General features: G+C 51.8%; 14 protein-coding genes and 1 rRNA gene. 9 read left to right on the top strand and 6 right to left on the bottom strand.

Annotated features, from left to right (window positions below):
- Window positions 1-95: 95 nt before the first annotated feature.
- Window positions 96-545 (bottom strand): FMN-binding protein MioC, encoded by a 450-nt coding sequence (mioC, locus tag OGV89_RS03165; protein WP_003023782.1) that lies wholly within the window; start codon window positions 543-545, stop codon window positions 96-98.
- A gap of 88 nt (window positions 546-633) precedes the next feature.
- Window positions 634-1,092, bottom strand: a complete 459-nt coding sequence (asnC, locus tag OGV89_RS03170; protein ID WP_003023780.1) for a transcriptional regulator AsnC — start codon at window positions 1,090-1,092, stop codon at window positions 634-636.
- A gap of 151 nt (window positions 1,093-1,243) precedes the next feature.
- On the opposite strand from asnC, the gene asnA reads away from it, so the two are divergent.
- Window positions 1,244-2,236, top strand: a complete 993-nt coding sequence (asnA, locus tag OGV89_RS03175; protein ID WP_003827009.1) for an aspartate--ammonia ligase — start codon at window positions 1,244-1,246, stop codon at window positions 2,234-2,236.
- Between the two features lie 3 nt (window positions 2,237-2,239).
- Here the strand turns inward: asnA and viaA are convergent, their stop codons facing one another.
- Together viaA and ravA are read right to left on the bottom strand one after the other, a co-directional pair.
- Complete coding sequence (viaA, locus tag OGV89_RS03180; RefSeq protein WP_003023773.1) at window positions 2,240-3,691, bottom strand: ATPase RavA stimulator ViaA; 1,452 nt, start codon at window positions 3,689-3,691, stop codon at window positions 2,240-2,242.
- On the bottom strand, window positions 3,685-5,181 hold the full coding sequence (gene ravA / locus OGV89_RS03185) for an ATPase RavA (protein ID WP_286558136.1): 1,497 nt from the start codon (window positions 5,179-5,181) through the stop codon (window positions 3,685-3,687). Before ravA ends, viaA begins: the two co-directional genes overlap by 7 nt.
- Window positions 5,182-5,510: 329 nt before the next feature.
- Between ravA and kup the strand changes: the two genes are divergently transcribed.
- The 7 genes from kup to rbsR all read left to right on the top strand — a co-directional run bounded on the left by kup (window position 5,511) and on the right by rbsR (window position 13,457).
- A complete protein-coding gene (gene kup / locus OGV89_RS03190) occupies window positions 5,511-7,379 on the top strand; it encodes a low affinity potassium transporter Kup (RefSeq protein ID WP_003023768.1) in 1,869 nt (622 codons plus the stop codon).
- Window positions 7,380-7,571: 192 nt separating this feature from the next.
- Window positions 7,572-7,991 carry a D-ribose pyranase gene (rbsD, locus tag OGV89_RS03195; protein WP_003023766.1) on the top strand — a complete coding sequence of 140 codons (420 nt, stop codon included), beginning with the start codon at window positions 7,572-7,574 and terminating at the stop codon, window positions 7,989-7,991.
- 7 nt (window positions 7,992-7,998) lie between these two features.
- A complete protein-coding gene (rbsA, locus tag OGV89_RS03200; RefSeq protein ID WP_003023764.1) occupies window positions 7,999-9,504 on the top strand; it encodes a ribose ABC transporter ATP-binding protein RbsA in 1,506 nt (501 codons plus the stop codon).
- Between the two features lie 5 nt (window positions 9,505-9,509).
- Complete coding sequence (gene rbsC / locus OGV89_RS03205; protein ID WP_003023762.1) at window positions 9,510-10,475, top strand: ribose ABC transporter permease; 966 nt, start codon at window positions 9,510-9,512, stop codon at window positions 10,473-10,475.
- Window positions 10,476-10,499: 24 nt separating this feature from the next.
- Entirely contained in the window at window positions 10,500-11,390 is an 891-nt protein-coding gene (rbsB, locus tag OGV89_RS03210) for a ribose ABC transporter substrate-binding protein RbsB (RefSeq protein WP_003023760.1), read from the top strand.
- 141 nt (window positions 11,391-11,531) lie between these two features.
- Window positions 11,532-12,461, top strand: a complete 930-nt coding sequence (rbsK, locus tag OGV89_RS03215) for a ribokinase (protein WP_003023758.1) — start codon at window positions 11,532-11,534, stop codon at window positions 12,459-12,461.
- Window positions 12,462-12,464: 3 nt separating this feature from the next.
- A complete protein-coding gene (gene rbsR, locus OGV89_RS03220) occupies window positions 12,465-13,457 on the top strand; it encodes a ribose operon transcriptional repressor RbsR (RefSeq protein WP_003023757.1) in 993 nt (330 codons plus the stop codon).
- Here the strand turns inward: rbsR and mdtD are convergent.
- Both mdtD and OGV89_RS03230 read right to left on the bottom strand, forming a co-directional pair.
- The gene (gene mdtD, locus OGV89_RS03225) at window positions 13,423-14,850 is read right to left on the bottom strand and encodes a multidrug transporter subunit MdtD (protein ID WP_003840564.1); all 1,428 of its coding nucleotides are present in this window, start codon (window positions 14,848-14,850) and stop codon (window positions 13,423-13,425) included. The two genes, rbsR and mdtD, sit on opposite strands and share 35 nt — an antisense overlap.
- 1 nt (window position 14,851) lies before the next feature.
- Window positions 14,852-15,556, bottom strand: a complete 705-nt coding sequence (locus OGV89_RS03230; protein ID WP_003023753.1) for a FadR/GntR family transcriptional regulator — start codon at window positions 15,554-15,556, stop codon at window positions 14,852-14,854.
- A 478-nt stretch (window positions 15,557-16,034) separates the two neighbouring features.
- Here OGV89_RS03230 and OGV89_RS03235 point away from each other — a divergent pair.
- Window positions 16,035-16,397: ribosomal RNA gene (locus OGV89_RS03235) — 16S ribosomal RNA — on the top strand; the annotation flags it as partial.

The raw sequence follows: 16,397 nt of genomic DNA on the forward strand, positions 1-16,397 counted from the left end.
ACACAACTCAAAAACTGAACAACGGTTGTTCTTGGGATAACTACCGGTTGATCCAAGCTTTTAACCAGAGTTATCCACATAAAAAAGTACGATCTTTACAAATCTCTGAGCAACGGATGCCACGATCCCAGCCAAATTTCAGCCGGATCTTCCGGAATTTCATGTTCCAGTACGTTGATCCTGAGCGTTTCGCCGATCTGTTTTGCCCCACAGGCCTTCAATTCGGCTTCCAGCTTGTCGATTGCGCCGCAAAAGGTGTCATATTCACGACTGCCGATCCCGATTGCACCAAAGTGCACTTGTGACAGGTTCGGTTTCTGCTCGCGTAAAGCATCATATAAAGGCTGCAGGTTGTCAGGAATGTCTCCTGCTCCGTGCGTGGAGCTGATAATCAGCCAGATCCCGTCAGTCGGAACCTCTTCAAGCATTGGCCCATGCAGTATTTCGCTGGAAAAACCGGCGTCGTCCAGCTTTTCAGCCAGATGCTCTGCTACATATTCCGCACTGCCAAGCGTACTACCGCTGATAAGAGTGATGTCTGCCATGATCGCCCACCTTTATAAAGAGGGCGTATTGTACGCTGTGTGCGAGCTGGGATCTACCTGTGGAAAAATAGGGGATTAAAAAAACCGATCATGGCTTGATGGTACGCATAATCGGGTTCTGCAAGACGATCAGGGTTTCAGTGGACTGAATTTCGTCAATTGTTTGGATCTTGTTGATAAGTACCTGCTGCAACGCGTCGATCGATTTGCACATTACCTTAATAAAGATGCTGTAGTGCCCGGTGGTGTAATACGCTTCGGTCACTTCATCGAGGCTTTCCAGTCTTGCAAGTGCTGACGGATAGTCTTTCGCACTTTTCAGAATGATGCCGATAAAGCAGCCGACGTCGTAACCCAATTGTTTGGGACTAACATCAATCCGCGCGCCGGTAATGATCCCGGCCTGCTTCATCTTTTCTACGCGAACGTGAATTGTTCCTGGGCTGACGCCGAACTGTTTGGCTAATTCTGCGTAGGCAGTACGGGCATTTTCCATCAGGGCATCAAGAATGCCGCGGTCCAGATTGTCGATCTGATAATTTTCCATAGGTTTTTCTTATGTAGATTAATGATTCCCTCTATTTTAGTCGTTAATTTTAACGAATCAAAATCGAAGTCGGCTTTTTGTTTGTTGATTATTGAATATTACCTCCATTCTGTTGCTTAATCATAGGCAACAGGACACAGGAGTACACATAATGAAAACCGCTTACATTGCCAAACAACGTCAAATTAGCTTCGTAAAATCTCATTTTTCTCGCCAGCTGGAAGAGCGTTTAGGTCTGATCGAAGTTCAGGCTCCGATCCTCAGCCGCGTTGGAGATGGCACGCAGGATAACTTGTCGGGCTGTGAAAAAGCGGTGCAGGTGAAGGTTAAAGCATTGCCAGACGCTCAATTCGAAGTGGTTCATTCACTGGCGAAGTGGAAGCGTCAAACGTTAGGACAACACGACTTTAGCGCAGGCGAGGGGCTGTACACGCACATGAAAGCCCTGCGTCCCGATGAAGATCGCCTCTCCCCGCTGCACTCAGTGTACGTTGACCAGTGGGACTGGGAGCGCGTGATGGGCGACGGTGAGCGTCAATTCTCCACTCTGAAAAGCACGGTAGAGGCTATCTGGGCGGGAATTAAGGCCACCGAAGCTGCGGTTAGCAAAGAGTTTGGTCTGGCACCGTTCCTGCCAGAGCAGATCCACTTTGTTCATAGCCAGGAGCTGCTATCTCGTTATCCGGATCTTGACGCAAAAGGTCGTGAACGTGCGATCGCTAAAGAGCTGGGCGCGGTATTCCTGGTGGGGATCGGCGGTAAACTCAGTGACGGTCACCGTCATGATGTACGCGCGCCGGATTATGATGACTGGAGTTCAGCGTCTGAGCTGGGTCATGCCGGTCTGAACGGTGATATTCTGGTCTGGAACCCGGTTCTGGAAGATGCGTTTGAGCTGTCTTCTATGGGGATCCGTGTGGATGCTGACGCTCTGAAACACCAGCTGTCTTTGACCGGTGATGAAGATCGCCTGAGTCTGGAATGGCACCAGGCGCTGCTGCGTGGTGAAATGCCGCAGACGATTGGTGGGGGGATTGGGCAGTCGCGTCTGACCATGCTGTTGCTGCAATTACCGCACATTGGCCAGGTTCAGTGTGGCGTATGGCCGGCCCAGGTACGTGAAAGCGTCGCTTCTCTGCTGTAACAATTAACGCCGCCAGCGTCTGAGCAGGCGGCTTCGCATCCCGGTATCAAAGCGCCAGATATGATCGAAAATGCGCATGATGCCGGGTTTGCCATGTGCTGACATCGCTACCGCATGAAAACGGTGCTGGTGCACCCGCTGTAATTCCCCCACTTTGCTGACGACTTCATCGGGTAATCGCTGAGCGATAAAATCTGAGATAACCACCGCATCGGCATCAAACCATTCCCGACCCTGCATGCGTTCAATAATGGCGCGAAAACAGCTGGCAATATCAGTGCCACCACGAAAGCGTTGACTTAAAAAGCGGATCGCCTGTTCGATGCCCTCCGGACCGGAAAGCTCATAGCGCACCACTTCTGTTGAAAACAGCATAATGAAACAACGCCGGTTATCGGCAAGGGCGACGCGCATTAGCGCCAGGCAAAAGGCTTTCGCACACTGCTCATTAAACCCGCCCATCGATCCTGATGTATCAACGCAGACGATAAAAGGTCCGCGCGGCTGCTCGTCAAAATCCTGATGCACCACCGGACGTTCTGTTACCTTCTCACGCCATGCTTCGCCGTGCAGGCGGTAGGTCAGCAGTTGCTTTTCCACCAGCCGTCGGTAGAACTCGTATTCCAGTTCGGTTATGCCCAACGTGGCCAGTTCTGGCGGTAGCAGGCGCAGGATATCGTCACTTTGCTGGATGCCATCCACCTGCTCCGGGACGGTTGCCGGTTCGCGCACCAGGGTACGGAAGGTTTCCATTGGCGCATCTTTACGCGGCACGGATTTCGCCTCTCTGGAACGACCTAACTGCTCGGCCAGCCGCTGGAGTTCGGGTTGTTGCGTCAGAAATTCGCCGTATTTCACCATCAACTGATAATCACCGCGCTTGATTTGGCCCGCGCTCATATCCCACAACCGGCCTGCAGCGTTGTCATTTTCCGCCAGAACGGGTTCCAGTTGTCCGCTAAGGGTCATCCGTTCCTGTACTTCACTGAGCAAATGCTCGCGCTCTTCTTCCAGCAGTTGCTGATTCAGCGTTGTGGTTTGCACCACCAGGCTCAGGCGCCAGCGCTGGAGAAAAAGCGTATGTAGGGCGGGCGTAAAGGTGCTGTTGTCATTGACCAGTTGCTGCGCTTGCCCAGCCCAGGGCGAATGGAGTCGGTGCAATAGCGATAATATTTGCGGTAGTTGAACGATAAACTGTGCATGAGAGAGGAGCTGGCTTTGTTGATAACAAATGACTTCTTCTGCCAACTCCGGCGGCACATGGGTATCTTTGAGGCGGCTACGCAAAGATTCGCGCCAGCGGGGAATATCGTCAGTGATCGCTTTTTTAAGGCGAGGAAATTTTTTAAAAAATACCACCATCTTTGGGGAAGCCAACAGGGCGACGATCATCTCTTCGATCATCGCCTCTTCGCTGACTGCCAGCATTATGTTGAGTGTATCAAGGGTCAGCATTGTTGCGCCTGGCGGATTTGCGCCCCGACATCCTGCAGGCTGGACTCAATGCGGCCTAACCAGTCGCTATGAATAAACAGGCATTTTTGCTGTTCGCTGAATGCGCTGTGCTGCTGATGCCACTCGTTATCGAGCGCTTCAAGCTCCTGCTTTATCTCTGCGGGCATACTCTCTTGCGAAGCCCCCGGCAGCGCCAGGCGAGAACCCTGTAAACTGACATCGCGCACAACCAGATGCTGTGCACTATCGACTTCCATATTCAGTGTTTGGGCAAAGCCGATCCCGTTTAATTTTCCGCGGATTTCACCGCCTTTTGTTAGCCACAGTTCCAGCGCACTGCGTTCGAAAGCAATATGGATAACTTCCATATCATGCAGCTTTAATGGCTTTTGTAGCAGTAATGTCACGACTGAGGACGTAGCTTCCGGTGGTAAATCATAATGAGGACGACGACTGAACATGCCACCCTGACGGATTACCGTGAACGCCGTTTTGTCGCTTTGTTGCTGCTGGAGTTGAATGCGGCGCTGCACAATACTGCCCAGGCGCGTCAGCATGGCTTGCTGCTGCCAGGCGTGTCCGGTCATCAATATTTCAAGCTGCTGTTGCATCAGATTCAGGCTTTGCGCGTCGTACCACAGACAATCTTTCAGCAGGATCAGGTCGATAGGTACTACCGCATCACGTCCGCTAAAGAAAGCGCTGGCCTGGAGTAAGCGGATCGCTTTTTTCCAGCGACGATCGGACACGTAGGGGGCATTCGGTAGCGTGTCCAACTGCTGGCGTAGGGTGAAAATAAGCTCAAACACGCGATCGGGAAGCTTGATGGCGCCAATGTCTTTTTGCCACTGGTGATACTCTTCATCCGTCACCTGCAATGATGCGGGGACCGGGTTGTCGCTTTCATCCTGCTGACTTAGCAGCATGGAGCGGAAATTGGCCTTGTCCTGAACTTTATCCAGCCACAGACGAATCAGCATACGGTCGTACAGCGCTTCCAGGCTGCTGTCGGCTTCAGGCAGTTCGTTGGATGCGGCCACCAGCAGACGCATCGGAATTTTTTCTTCATACGCGCCGTTGCGAAAGTGACGTTCGTTAATGGCGGTCAGCAGGGTGTTAAGAATTGCCGGGCCTGCTTTCCAGATTTCATCGAGAAAAACGATTTCAGCTTCAGGAAGATAGCCCACCGTTAAGCGTTCATAGCGACCTTCGTCTTTAAGGGCCTGAATGGACAGAGGGCCGAAAACTTCTTCCGGCGTAGAGAAGCGCGTCATCAGGTATTCAAAAGCGCGTGCATTTTGGAAGGCAAACTTCAGTCGGCGGGCAATTAAGCTCTTTGCGATCCCCGGGGGCCCTAATAAGAAAACGCTCTCGCCGCTGAGTGCTGCCAGCAGACACAGACGAATGGCGTGGCTACGTTCAAAAAGTCCCTTTTCCAGCGCATTGCTCAGACGGGAAATTCTTTCCGCTAATAAATGTGGGTGAGCCATAATGAAGTGGCGTCCTTTCGCCAAATGTACTGCATAAACTGCGAGTATAGATGCTTCACACCATTGCAGTAATAGACTGAAGGTGCGCTTATTTTTCTTTGAGCCAGATTAATCTGGTCTCATTTAGGGGTACGATTTTGTGATTAATCGTGCATACTGTGCGCCTTTTTGTGGGCCAAGGGACGACGCACACATTTCTTATATATACACCAAATCAATCAAGCTGCACCAAGGCGGCAATGGAGTTTTCTCCTGGGATGGGGGGAATAACGAATGCAGCCCACACGGAGTGGCTTGAAAGATGATGTGTATAAACGAAAGACGAGTCTATGAGCACTGATAATAAACAATCATTGTCTGCGATTACCCTTGCAGCCATTGGGGTTGTCTACGGTGATATTGGTACCAGCCCACTTTATACGCTTCGTGAATGTTTGTCCGGCCAGTTTGGTTTTGGCGTTGAACGTGATGCCGTATTTGGTTTTCTCTCGCTGATTTTCTGGCTGCTGATCTTTGTTGTCTCCATTAAATACCTGACGTTTGTCATGCGCGCAGATAACGCCGGAGAAGGCGGGATCCTGACGCTGATGTCATTGGCCGGGCGCAATACCTCGGCGCGAACAACCTCCATGCTGGTCATTATGGGATTGATAGGCGGCAGCTTCTTCTATGGTGAAGTGGTGATTACGCCAGCCATTTCGGTGATGTCTGCGATTGAAGGTCTGGAGATTATTGCCCCGCAACTTGATACCTGGATTGTTCCGCTCTCGATAATCGTACTGACCCTGCTGTTTTTGATTCAAAAACACGGTACCGGCATGGTCGGTAAGCTGTTTGCGCCGATTATGCTGCTGTGGTTCCTGACGCTGGCGGTTTTAGGCGTACGCAGTATTATTGGCAATCCGGAAGTACTGCAGGCGCTAAATCCGTATTGGGCGGTGCATTTCTTCCTCGAATTCAAAACGTTGTCTTTTATTGCACTGGGTGCGGTGGTGTTGTCGATTACCGGTGTTGAAGCGCTGTATGCGGATATGGGCCACTTCGGTAAGTTGCCGATTCGCCTGGCATGGTTCTCTGTGGTGTTGCCTTCACTGGTACTGAACTATTTTGGTCAGGGGGCGCTACTGTTAAAGCATCCTGAAGCGATCAAAAACCCGTTCTTCCTGTTGGCGCCAGACTGGGCGTTGATCCCGCTACTGATCCTCGCTGCGCTGGCGACGGTAATCGCTTCGCAGGCGGTTATCTCCGGTGTGTTCTCGCTGACGCGTCAGGCCGTGCGTTTGGGATATTTATCGCCAATGCGCATTATCCATACCTCGGAAATGGAGTCGGGCCAGATCTACATTCCTTTCGTTAACTGGATGCTCTATTTTGCGGTGGTTATTGTGATTGTGAGTTTTGAACACTCCAGTAATCTGGCCGCGGCGTACGGGATTGCGGTAACGGGGACGATGGTGCTGACCTCTATTTTGTCGACCACCGTGGCGCGCAAAAACTGGCACTGGAATAAATACTTCGTCTTCCTGATCCTGGTGGCATTCCTGTGCGTCGATGTTCCGCTGTTCTCCGCGAACCTCGATAAACTGATTTCCGGCGGTTGGCTGCCTCTGACGCTGGGTCTGGTGATGTTCACCATCATGACCACCTGGAAAAGTGAACGCTTCCGTCTGCTGCGTCGTATGCATGAGCACGGTAACTCTCTGGAGGCGATGATTGCTTCTCTGGAGAAATCACCACCGGTACGCGTGCCGGGAACGGCTGTATATATGTCCCGCGCACTGAACGTCATCCCGTTTGCGCTTCTGCATAACCTCAAACATAACAAGGTGCTGCATGAGCGCGTTATTCTGCTGACGCTGCGCACGGAAGATGCGCCCTATGTTCACAACGTGCGTAGGGTGCAGATTGAGCAGTTATCGCCCACCTTCTGGCGCGTGGTTGCCAGCTACGGTTGGCGCGAAACGCCGAACGTGGAGGAAGTGTTCCATCGCTGCGGTCTGGAAGGCTTAAGCTGCCGGATGATGGAAACCTCCTTCTTCATGTCGCACGAGTCGCTGATTGTCGGCAAACGACCATGGTACTTGCGTCTGCGCGGTAAGCTGTATCTGCTGTTACAGCGCAATGCGCTGCGTGCGCCGGACCAGTTTGAAATCCCACCGAACCGGGTTATTGAGCTCGGTACTCAGGTCGAGATTTAATCTCATCGACGCCCTCTTTCATCGTGAAAAGGGGCGTTTTGTTTTGTCCCTCCCAGTTTTCATTTCATCTAATGATAATCCTTGCGAAACGTTTCGATGGCGATCACATTTTCGTAACGTCGCGGTGGTTTTCTGTCCACTCTTCGCACTACACTTATCTCCAGCGAAACGTTTCGCTAGTGGGGAAAGAAAATGAAGAAAGGCACGGTACTCAACTCTGAAATTTCATCGGTGATCTCCCGTCTGGGGCATACCGATACGCTGGTGGTGTGTGATGCAGGTTTACCCATCCCGAACAGCACAACGCGTATCGATATGGCATTAACCCAGGGCGTACCTTCTTTTATGCAGGTACTGGATGTGGTCACACGTGAAATGCAGGTCGAGGCGGCCATTCTCGCGTCGGAAATTAAACAACATAATCCGCAACTCCACGAAACGTTGCTCAGCCACATTGAGCAACTGCAACAACACCAGGGAAACACCATAGAAATTCGTTACACCACGCATGAACAATTCAAAAAACAAACCGCAGACAGTCAGGCGGTAATTCGCAGCGGAGAGTGTTCTCCGTATGCGAATATCATTCTCTGTGCTGGCGTCACGTTCTGAGGCCATCATGAACGCATTACTGCAACTCAAAGGGATCGATAAAGCGTTCCCGGGCGTAAAAGCGCTATCCGGCGCCGCGCTGAATGTCTACCCAGGCCGCGTAATGGCGCTGGTGGGCGAAAACGGCGCGGGTAAATCCACCATGATGAAGGTGCTGACCGGAATCTACACCCGTGATGCCGGTTCCTTATTGTGGCTGGGGAAAGAGACCACCTTTAACGGTCCGAAATCCTCCCAGGAAGCCGGAATCGGTATCATCCACCAGGAGCTGAACCTGATCCCGCAACTCACTATCGCTGAAAACATTTTTCTCGGTCGTGAGTTTGTGAATCGCTTTGGCAAAATTGACTGGAAGAAGATGTACGCCGAAGCCGATCTGCTGCTCGCCAAACTCAATCTGCGCTTTAAAAGCGACAGGCTGGTCGGTGAGCTGTCGATTGGCGATCAGCAGATGGTCGAAATTGCCAAAGTGCTGAGCTTTGAATCGAAGGTCATCATTATGGATGAACCGACGGATGCCCTCACCGACACCGAAACCGAATCCCTGTTCCGCGTCATTCGCGAACTGAAATCCCAGGGACGCGGCATTGTCTATATTTCTCACCGCATGAAAGAGATCTTCGAGATTTGCGACGACGTAACCGTCTTCCGCGACGGGCAGTTTATTGCCGAGCGTGAAGTCGCATCGCTTACCGAAGACTCGCTGATTGAAATGATGGTGGGACGTAAGTTGGAAGATCAGTACCCGCGTCTGGAAAAAGCGCCGGGTGATATTCGCCTGAAGGTCGATAATCTGTGCGGTCCTGGCGTAAACGATGTGTCATTCACGCTGCGTAAAGGCGAGATCCTTGGCGTATCGGGGCTGATGGGGGCTGGGCGTACCGAGCTGATGAAAGTGTTGTACGGCGCATTGCCGCGTACCAGCGGCTACGTCACGCTTGATGGCCATGAAGTGGTTACCCGTTCGCCGCAGGATGGACTGGCTAACGGCATCGTCTATATTTCTGAAGACCGTAAACGCGATGGTTTAGTGCTCGGCATGTCGGTGAAAGAGAATATGTCACTGACCGCGCTGCGCTATTTCAGCCGTGCAGGCGGAAGCCTTAAACATAAAGATGAGCAGCAGGCGGTGGGTGATTTTATTCGCCTGTTCAATGTTAAAACGCCATCGATGGAACAGGCTATCGGCCTTCTTTCCGGTGGTAACCAGCAGAAAGTGGCGATTGCGCGCGGTCTGATGACCCGGCCAAAAGTGCTGATCCTTGATGAACCAACGCGCGGTGTTGACGTTGGGGCCAAGAAAGAAATCTATCAGCTTATCAACCAGTTTAAGGCCGATGGGCTGAGTATCATTCTGGTCTCTTCTGAGATGCCAGAAGTATTGGGCATGAGCGATCGAATTATCGTTATGCATGAAGGGCATCTCGGCGGTGAATTCACTCGCGAGCAGGCCACTCAGGAAGTATTAATGGCTGCCGCTGTGGGCAAGCTTAATCGCGTGAATCAGGAGTAAAAAAGATGACTACCCAGGCTGTTTCTGGTCGCCGTTATTTCACTAAAGCATGGCTTCTGGAGCAAAAGTCGCTCATCGCTCTGTTAGTGCTGATCGCGATTGTTTCCACCATGAGCCCTAACTTTTTTACCGTTAATAACCTGTTCAACATTCTTCAGCAAACGTCGGTGAACGCCATCATGGCGGTTGGCATGACGCTGGTTATCCTGACGTCGGGTATCGATCTGTCCGTCGGTTCCTTGCTGGCGCTGACCGGTGCGGTTGCGGCTTCGATTGTAGGGATTGAAGTCAATGCGCTGGTGGCTGTTGCTGCGGCCCTGGCGCTCGGCGCTGCCATTGGCGCGGTAACCGGGGTGATTGTCGCGAAAGGTCGCGTGCAGGCGTTTATCGCGACTCTGGTTATGATGCTGCTGCTGCGCGGTGTGACCATGGTCTACACCAACGGCAGTCCGGTAAACACCGGGTTTACTGACAATGCCGATCTGTTTGGCTGGTTCGGGATTGGTCGTCCGTTAGGCGTCCCTACGCCGGTGTGGATCATGGGGATTGTCTTCCTCGCGGCGTGGTACATGCTGCACCACACGCGTCTGGGGCGTTATATCTACGCGCTGGGCGGTAACGAAGCGGCAACGCGTCTGTCCGGTATCAGCGTCAGTAAAATCAAAATTATCGTTTACTCACTGTGCGGTCTGCTGGCATCGCTGGCGGGCATCATTGAAGTAGCACGCCTCTCCTCTGCGCAACCAACGGCAGGCACTGGCTATGAGCTGGATGCTATCGCAGCGGTAGTATTAGGCGGTACTAGCCTGGCGGGTGGTAAAGGACGAATTGTTGGGACGCTGATCGGCGCATTGATTCTTGGTTTCCTCAATAATGGGTTGAATTTGTTAGGTGTATCCTCCTATTACCAGATGATCGTCAAAGCGGTGGTGATTTTGCTGGCGGTACTGGTAGACAACAAAAAGCAGTAACAACGATTACAGGACATCTTAAATATGAATATGAAAAAACTGGCTACCCTGGTTTCTGCTGTTGCGCTGAGCGCCACCGTGAGCGCGAATGCGATGGCTAAAGATACTATTGCGCTGGTGGTCTCCACCCTCAATAACCCGTTCTTTGTTTCTCTGAAGGATGGGGCGCAAAAAGAGGCGGATAAGCTGGGTTACAACCTGGTGATTCTGGACTCGCAGAACAACCCGGCGAAAGAGCTGGCTAACGTTCAGGACTTAACGGTTCGTGGAACTAAAATTCTGCTGATCAACCCAACCGACTCTGATGCCGTTGGTAATGCTGTGAAGATGGCTAACCAGGCAAAAATTCCGGTTATTACCCTTGACCGTGTTGCCTCCAAAGGCGAAGTGGTAAGCCACATTGCGTCTGATAACGTGTTGGGCGGCAAAATTGCGGGTGATTACATCGCGAAGAAAGCAGGTGAAGGCGCGAAAGTTATCGAACTGCAGGGGATTGCCGGAACTTCAGCGGCGCGTGAGCGTGGCGAAGGTTTCCAGCAGGCCGTTGCGGCACACAAATTTAACGTACTGGCCAGCCAGCCGGCAGACTTCGACCGCACTAAAGGTTTGAACGTCATGCAGAACCTGCTGACCGCGCATCCTGATGTGCAGGCCGTATTTGCTCAGAACGATGAAATGGCGCTGGGTGCGCTGCGCGCACTGCAAACCGCGGGTAAATCTGATGTGATGGTGGTTGGATTTGACGGCACTCCAGATGGCGAAAAAGCAGTAAATGATGGCAAACTGGCTGCGACCATTGCTCAGTTGCCGGATCAGATCGGTGCGAAAGGCGTTGAGACTGCGGATAAAGTCCTGAAAGGCGAGAAGGTTCAGGCTAAATATCCGGTTGACCTGAAGCTGGTCATCAAGCAGTAATACCGATTCAGGTCGCTCGCGGCCTGATGGAGACATAAATACGCCATCCCCGTATCTGGTTTTGGGGATGAAAGCGTAAAAAGAAAAGCAGGGCACGCGCCACCCTAACCCGGTGGCGCACTTTGACTTGGAACACCAAATATGAAAACCGCAGGCAACCTCGTTGTTCTTGGCAGTATCAATGCCGATCACATCCTTAACCTTAACTCTTTCCCGACACCTGGTGAAACCGTAACCGGTAGTCATTATCAGGTCGCATTTGGCGGTAAAGGCGCGAATCAGGCTGTTGCTGCGGGTCGTAGTGGCGCGAATATCGCATTCATTGCCTGTACGGGCGATGATGATATTGGCGAAAGTGTGCGTAAACAGTTAGCCAAAGACAACATTGATATTGCGCCGATTAGCGTAATTTCGGGGGAATCGACCGGTGTTGCGTTGATTTTTGTGAATGGTGAAGGTGAGAACGTTATCGGCATTCATGCTGGAGCTAACGCAGCTCTTTCGCCAGCGCTGGTGGAAGCACAGCATGAGCGTATCGCGCAGGCGTCTGCTTTACTGATGCAGTTAGAGTCGCCGATCGAAAGCGTTCTGGCTGCGGCAAAGATTGCACATCAAAATAAGACCATGGTCGCCCTAAACCCGGCTCCGGCACGTGAACTTTCTGACGAGCTGTTGGCGCTGGTAGATATTATTACCCCGAATGAAACCGAGGCTGAAAAGCTGACGGGGATCCGGGTTGAAAATGATGAAGACGCGGCCAAAGCGGCGCAGGCATTGCATGCTAAAGGAATCCATACTGTACTGATTACCTTAGGGAGTCGCGGTGTGTGGGCCAGCGTGAATGGCGAAGGTCAGCGAGTACCCGGTTTTAAAGTGGAAGCCGTTGATACTATTGCCGCCGGAGACACCTTTAATGGCGCGTTAATTACAGCGTTACTGGAAGAGACTCCACTGCCTGAAGCGATCCGTTTTGCGCATGCCGCTGCGGCGATTGCGGTTACCCGTAAAGGCGCACAGCCTTCCGTTCCGTGGCGCGAAGAAATAGAAGCGTTTTTAAGTCAACAGAGGTAACGCTTGGCTACAATGAAGGACGTCGCCCGCCTGGCGGGTGTTTCCACGTCGACGGTTTCTCACGTCATTAATAAAGATCGCTTTGTCAGTGAGTCTGTCACTGACAAAGTAGAAGCTGCGATTAAAGCGCTTAACTACGCTCCCTCCGCGCTGGCGCGTAGCCTCAAGTTAAACCAGACCCGCACCATTGGCATGTTAATCACTGCCAGTACCAATCCCTTCTATTCTGAACTGGTGCGCGGCGTTGAACGTAGCTGTTTTGAGCGCGGCTACAGCCTGGTGCTGTGCAATACCGAAGGCGATGAACAGCGCATGAACCGTAATCTGGAAACGCTAATGCAAAAACGCGTGGATGGCTTGCTGCTGCTCTGTACGGAAACACATCAGCCTTCCAGAGAGATAATGCAGCGTTATCCTTCTATACCGACCGTGATGATGGACTGGTCGCCCTTTGATGGTGAAAGCGATCTGATTCAGGATAACTCCCTGCTGGGCGGGGATTTAGCCACGCAACATCTTATCGAAAAAGGTTTTACGCGCATTGCCTGCATCACCGGGCCGCTGGATAAAACCCCGGCGCGTTTGCGTCTGGAAGGATATCGGGCGGCAATGAAGCGGGCGGGCTTGCCTGTCCCGGAAGGCTACGAGATTACCGGTGACTTTGAGTTTGGTGGCGGCTTTGAAGCTATGCAAACGTTGCTGTCGCATAAACAGCGACCGCAGGCCGTTTTTACCGGCAATGATGCAATGGCAGTTGGCGCGTATCAGGCTCTGTACCAGTCGGGATTGCGCATTCCGCAGGATATGGCGGTGGTGGGTTATGATGATATCGAGTTGGCGCGCTATATGACGCCTCCGCTGACGACCATACATCAACCAAAAGATGAATTGGGCGAACTGGCCATCGATGTATTAATCCATCGGATGGCCCAGCCCGCATTACAACAACAGCGTTTGCAGCTTACTCCTGTTTTGATGGAGCGGGGGTCGGTTTAGGTTTGTGCCGATCTTTGATCAGGTTACGTCCATCTTTGGCTTTTAGCAGCATGAACATCAGCGCGGATATTACCGTGATAGCGCCCATCGTCATAAAGGTGTAATGGAACTGCTCGACCGTATTGGTTCCTTCCATACCTTCATAGATACGCAGAACGGCGGCGCTGATGGCAACCCCTAAACTGATTGATAACTGCTGAGTAACGGCCAATACGCTGTTGCCGCTGCTGGCGTTTTCATCGGTCAGATCCGCCAGAGTGATAGTATTCATTGAGGTAAACTGGGTGGACATCGCCATACCTAAAATGAACAGCGGCAGGATCAGCATCCAGACCGGCATGGCAGGAGATTGCAAAGCGAACTGCGCAATCATCAGGCCGATAAAAACCGTAACACCCACCAATGTGGTCCTGTAGCCGAGTTTGCGCAGAACCTGCGTCACCATGGATTTTGCCAGAATTGAACCCAACGCCGTTGGCGCCATCATACAACCGGCTATCAGAGCCGGATATCCAAAGCCTACCTGCAACATCAGCGGCATTAAGAAGGGCACGCAGCCTGTGCCCAGGCGAGTGGCGAGGTTGCCGGCGATCCCAACAGAAAAGGTTCGAGTCTTAAATATCGGAAGAGATATAAGTGGCGTTGGGTGACGACGAGCATGGCGAATATAGGCGAGTAGTAACAACACACTGGCAAGAATAATACCGAGTGCGACCCAGGTAGCGACAAGCTTCTCACCGAACAATTCAACGCCGCTAGAAAACAACACCAGGCTCAAACCAAACAGAAAGAAACCGGTCATATCAAAACCGCGGCGTGGGGTGGTGAAGTTCGGCATATATTTGCGAGCGTAGAAGATACCGGCAATGCCAATTGGAATATTAATCAGGAAGATCCAGTGCCAACTGGCCCATGTAACCAGTACACCGCCCAATACCGGACCTAAAATCGGCCCCACAAGTCCAGGCATGGTGACGAAGTTAAGCACGGGAAGCAGTTCACTGCGAGGGTAGGCACGCAATAACGCCAGACGGGCAACGGGCATCATCATGGCGCCACCGATCCCCTGAATGACACGGAAAATCACCAGCTCGCTTAGGGAGCTGGACAGCGCACAGGCCAGCGATCCCAACGTAAACAGGCTAACAGCAATCATAAAGACGCGTCGGGTACCAAATCGGTCTGCCAACCAACCACTTACCGGGATAAGCATCGCGACCGTCAGGGTATAGCTGATAATGGCCGACTGCATGGCGAGCGGAGAGCGGTTAAGACTATGTGCTATTGCGGGTAGGGCGGTATTGAGGATAGTGGCGTCTAGTGCCTGCATAAAAAAGGCCATGGCTGCTATCCACGGTAGCCCGGCCATACTACGTGATTTCTTTTCTGACATATTATTTATCCGGTAGCACGTTCGGTGCTATCAGCAATGCCTGACAAGCAGCAAAGGCGCGATCGCCATCGTTATCATCTATTGCATCGACAATGGCCTGGTGCAAATCCAGTTTCACCACATCGTTATAGGTAATAGAGGTAAAGTAGGTCTGGTAAACCGAATGGAACAGAGATGCAAAGGAAATAAGGAACGGATTCGCACTCATTTCATAGATGTGTTCATGCCAGGCGATATCAACCTCAATCCAGCGTTCGCGTCTGAAGTTTCTTTTCAGCTCGACCATCTCTTCCATCAGCGTGTTGAGGTGCGCTTTCTGTTCAGCCGTACCAATGGTCGCCGCCAGTAAACACGCCTGAGGCTCCAGGCTGATACGCATCACCAGAAAATGTTTAATGACCTGCGGGAAATTATCTTCCGTCATCCACCAGGTGAGCAGCTCCTGGTCGAGGAAGTTCCAGTTTGCTTGCGGCATGACGCGTGTGCCGATACGTGGGCGTGGTAATACCATACCTTTTGCCGTTAACGTTTTTACCGCCTCTCTTACCGCGGTGCGACTCACACCAAACTGATCACCCAGCTCTATTTCGCCAGGCAATATAGCGCCCGGCGCGTATTCACCTTTTAATATTCGCTGAGCCAGCTTTTCGGCCAGAACGTAGGACAAGTTTTTCTGTGCGGCTAGCTGTTGGGCATTTAACGGCATGAATGTTCTTCCTTACTCTTTTTCTTATTCATTAGTATGCCACCTGGAAGTGTGATTGCGGCTGCAAAAACGGCAATTTGCTTATTTTATGGCATGTTAATGGTTGTTTTGGTGAAAAAACACGCACTCAGAAAGTTATTTTAAATTTCCCCTTGTCAGCCTGAAATAACTCCCTATAATGCGCCTCCACTGACACGGAACAACGGATTACAAGCCGCCGGGTCAGCGGGGTTCCACTGAGAACTCCGGCGAAGAAAGCGAAATTAAATGCTTGACTTCGCAGCGGGATGGCGTAATATGCACACCCCGCGCCGCTGAGAAAAAGCGAAGCGGCACTGCTCTTTAACAATTTATCAGACAATCTGTGTGGGCACTCGAAGATACGGATTCTTAACGTCGCAAGACGAAAAATGAATACCAAGTCTCTGAGTGAACATACGTAATTCATTACGAAGTTTAATTCACGAGCATCAAACTTAAATTGAAGAGTTTGATCATGGCTCAGATTGAACGCTGGCGGCAGGCCTAACACATGCAAGTCGAACGGTAGCACAGAGGAGCTTGCTCCTTGGGTGACGAGTGGCGGACGGGTGAGTAATGTCTGGGAAACTGCCCGATGGAGGGGGATAACTACTGGAAACGGTAGCTAATACCGCATAACGTCGCAAGACCAAAGAGGGGGACCTTCGGGCCTCTTGCCATCGGATGTGCCCAGATGGGATTAGCTAGTAGGTGGGGTAACGGCTCACCTAGGCGACGATCCCTAGCTGGTCTGAGAGGATGACCAGCCACACTGGAACTGAGACACGGTCCAGACTCCTACGGGAGGCAGCAGTGGGGA

Origin of the sequence: Citrobacter sp. Cf125, assembly GCF_030333935.1 — a bacterium.
GTDB lineage: Bacteria > Pseudomonadota > Gammaproteobacteria > Enterobacterales > Enterobacteriaceae > Citrobacter > Citrobacter freundii.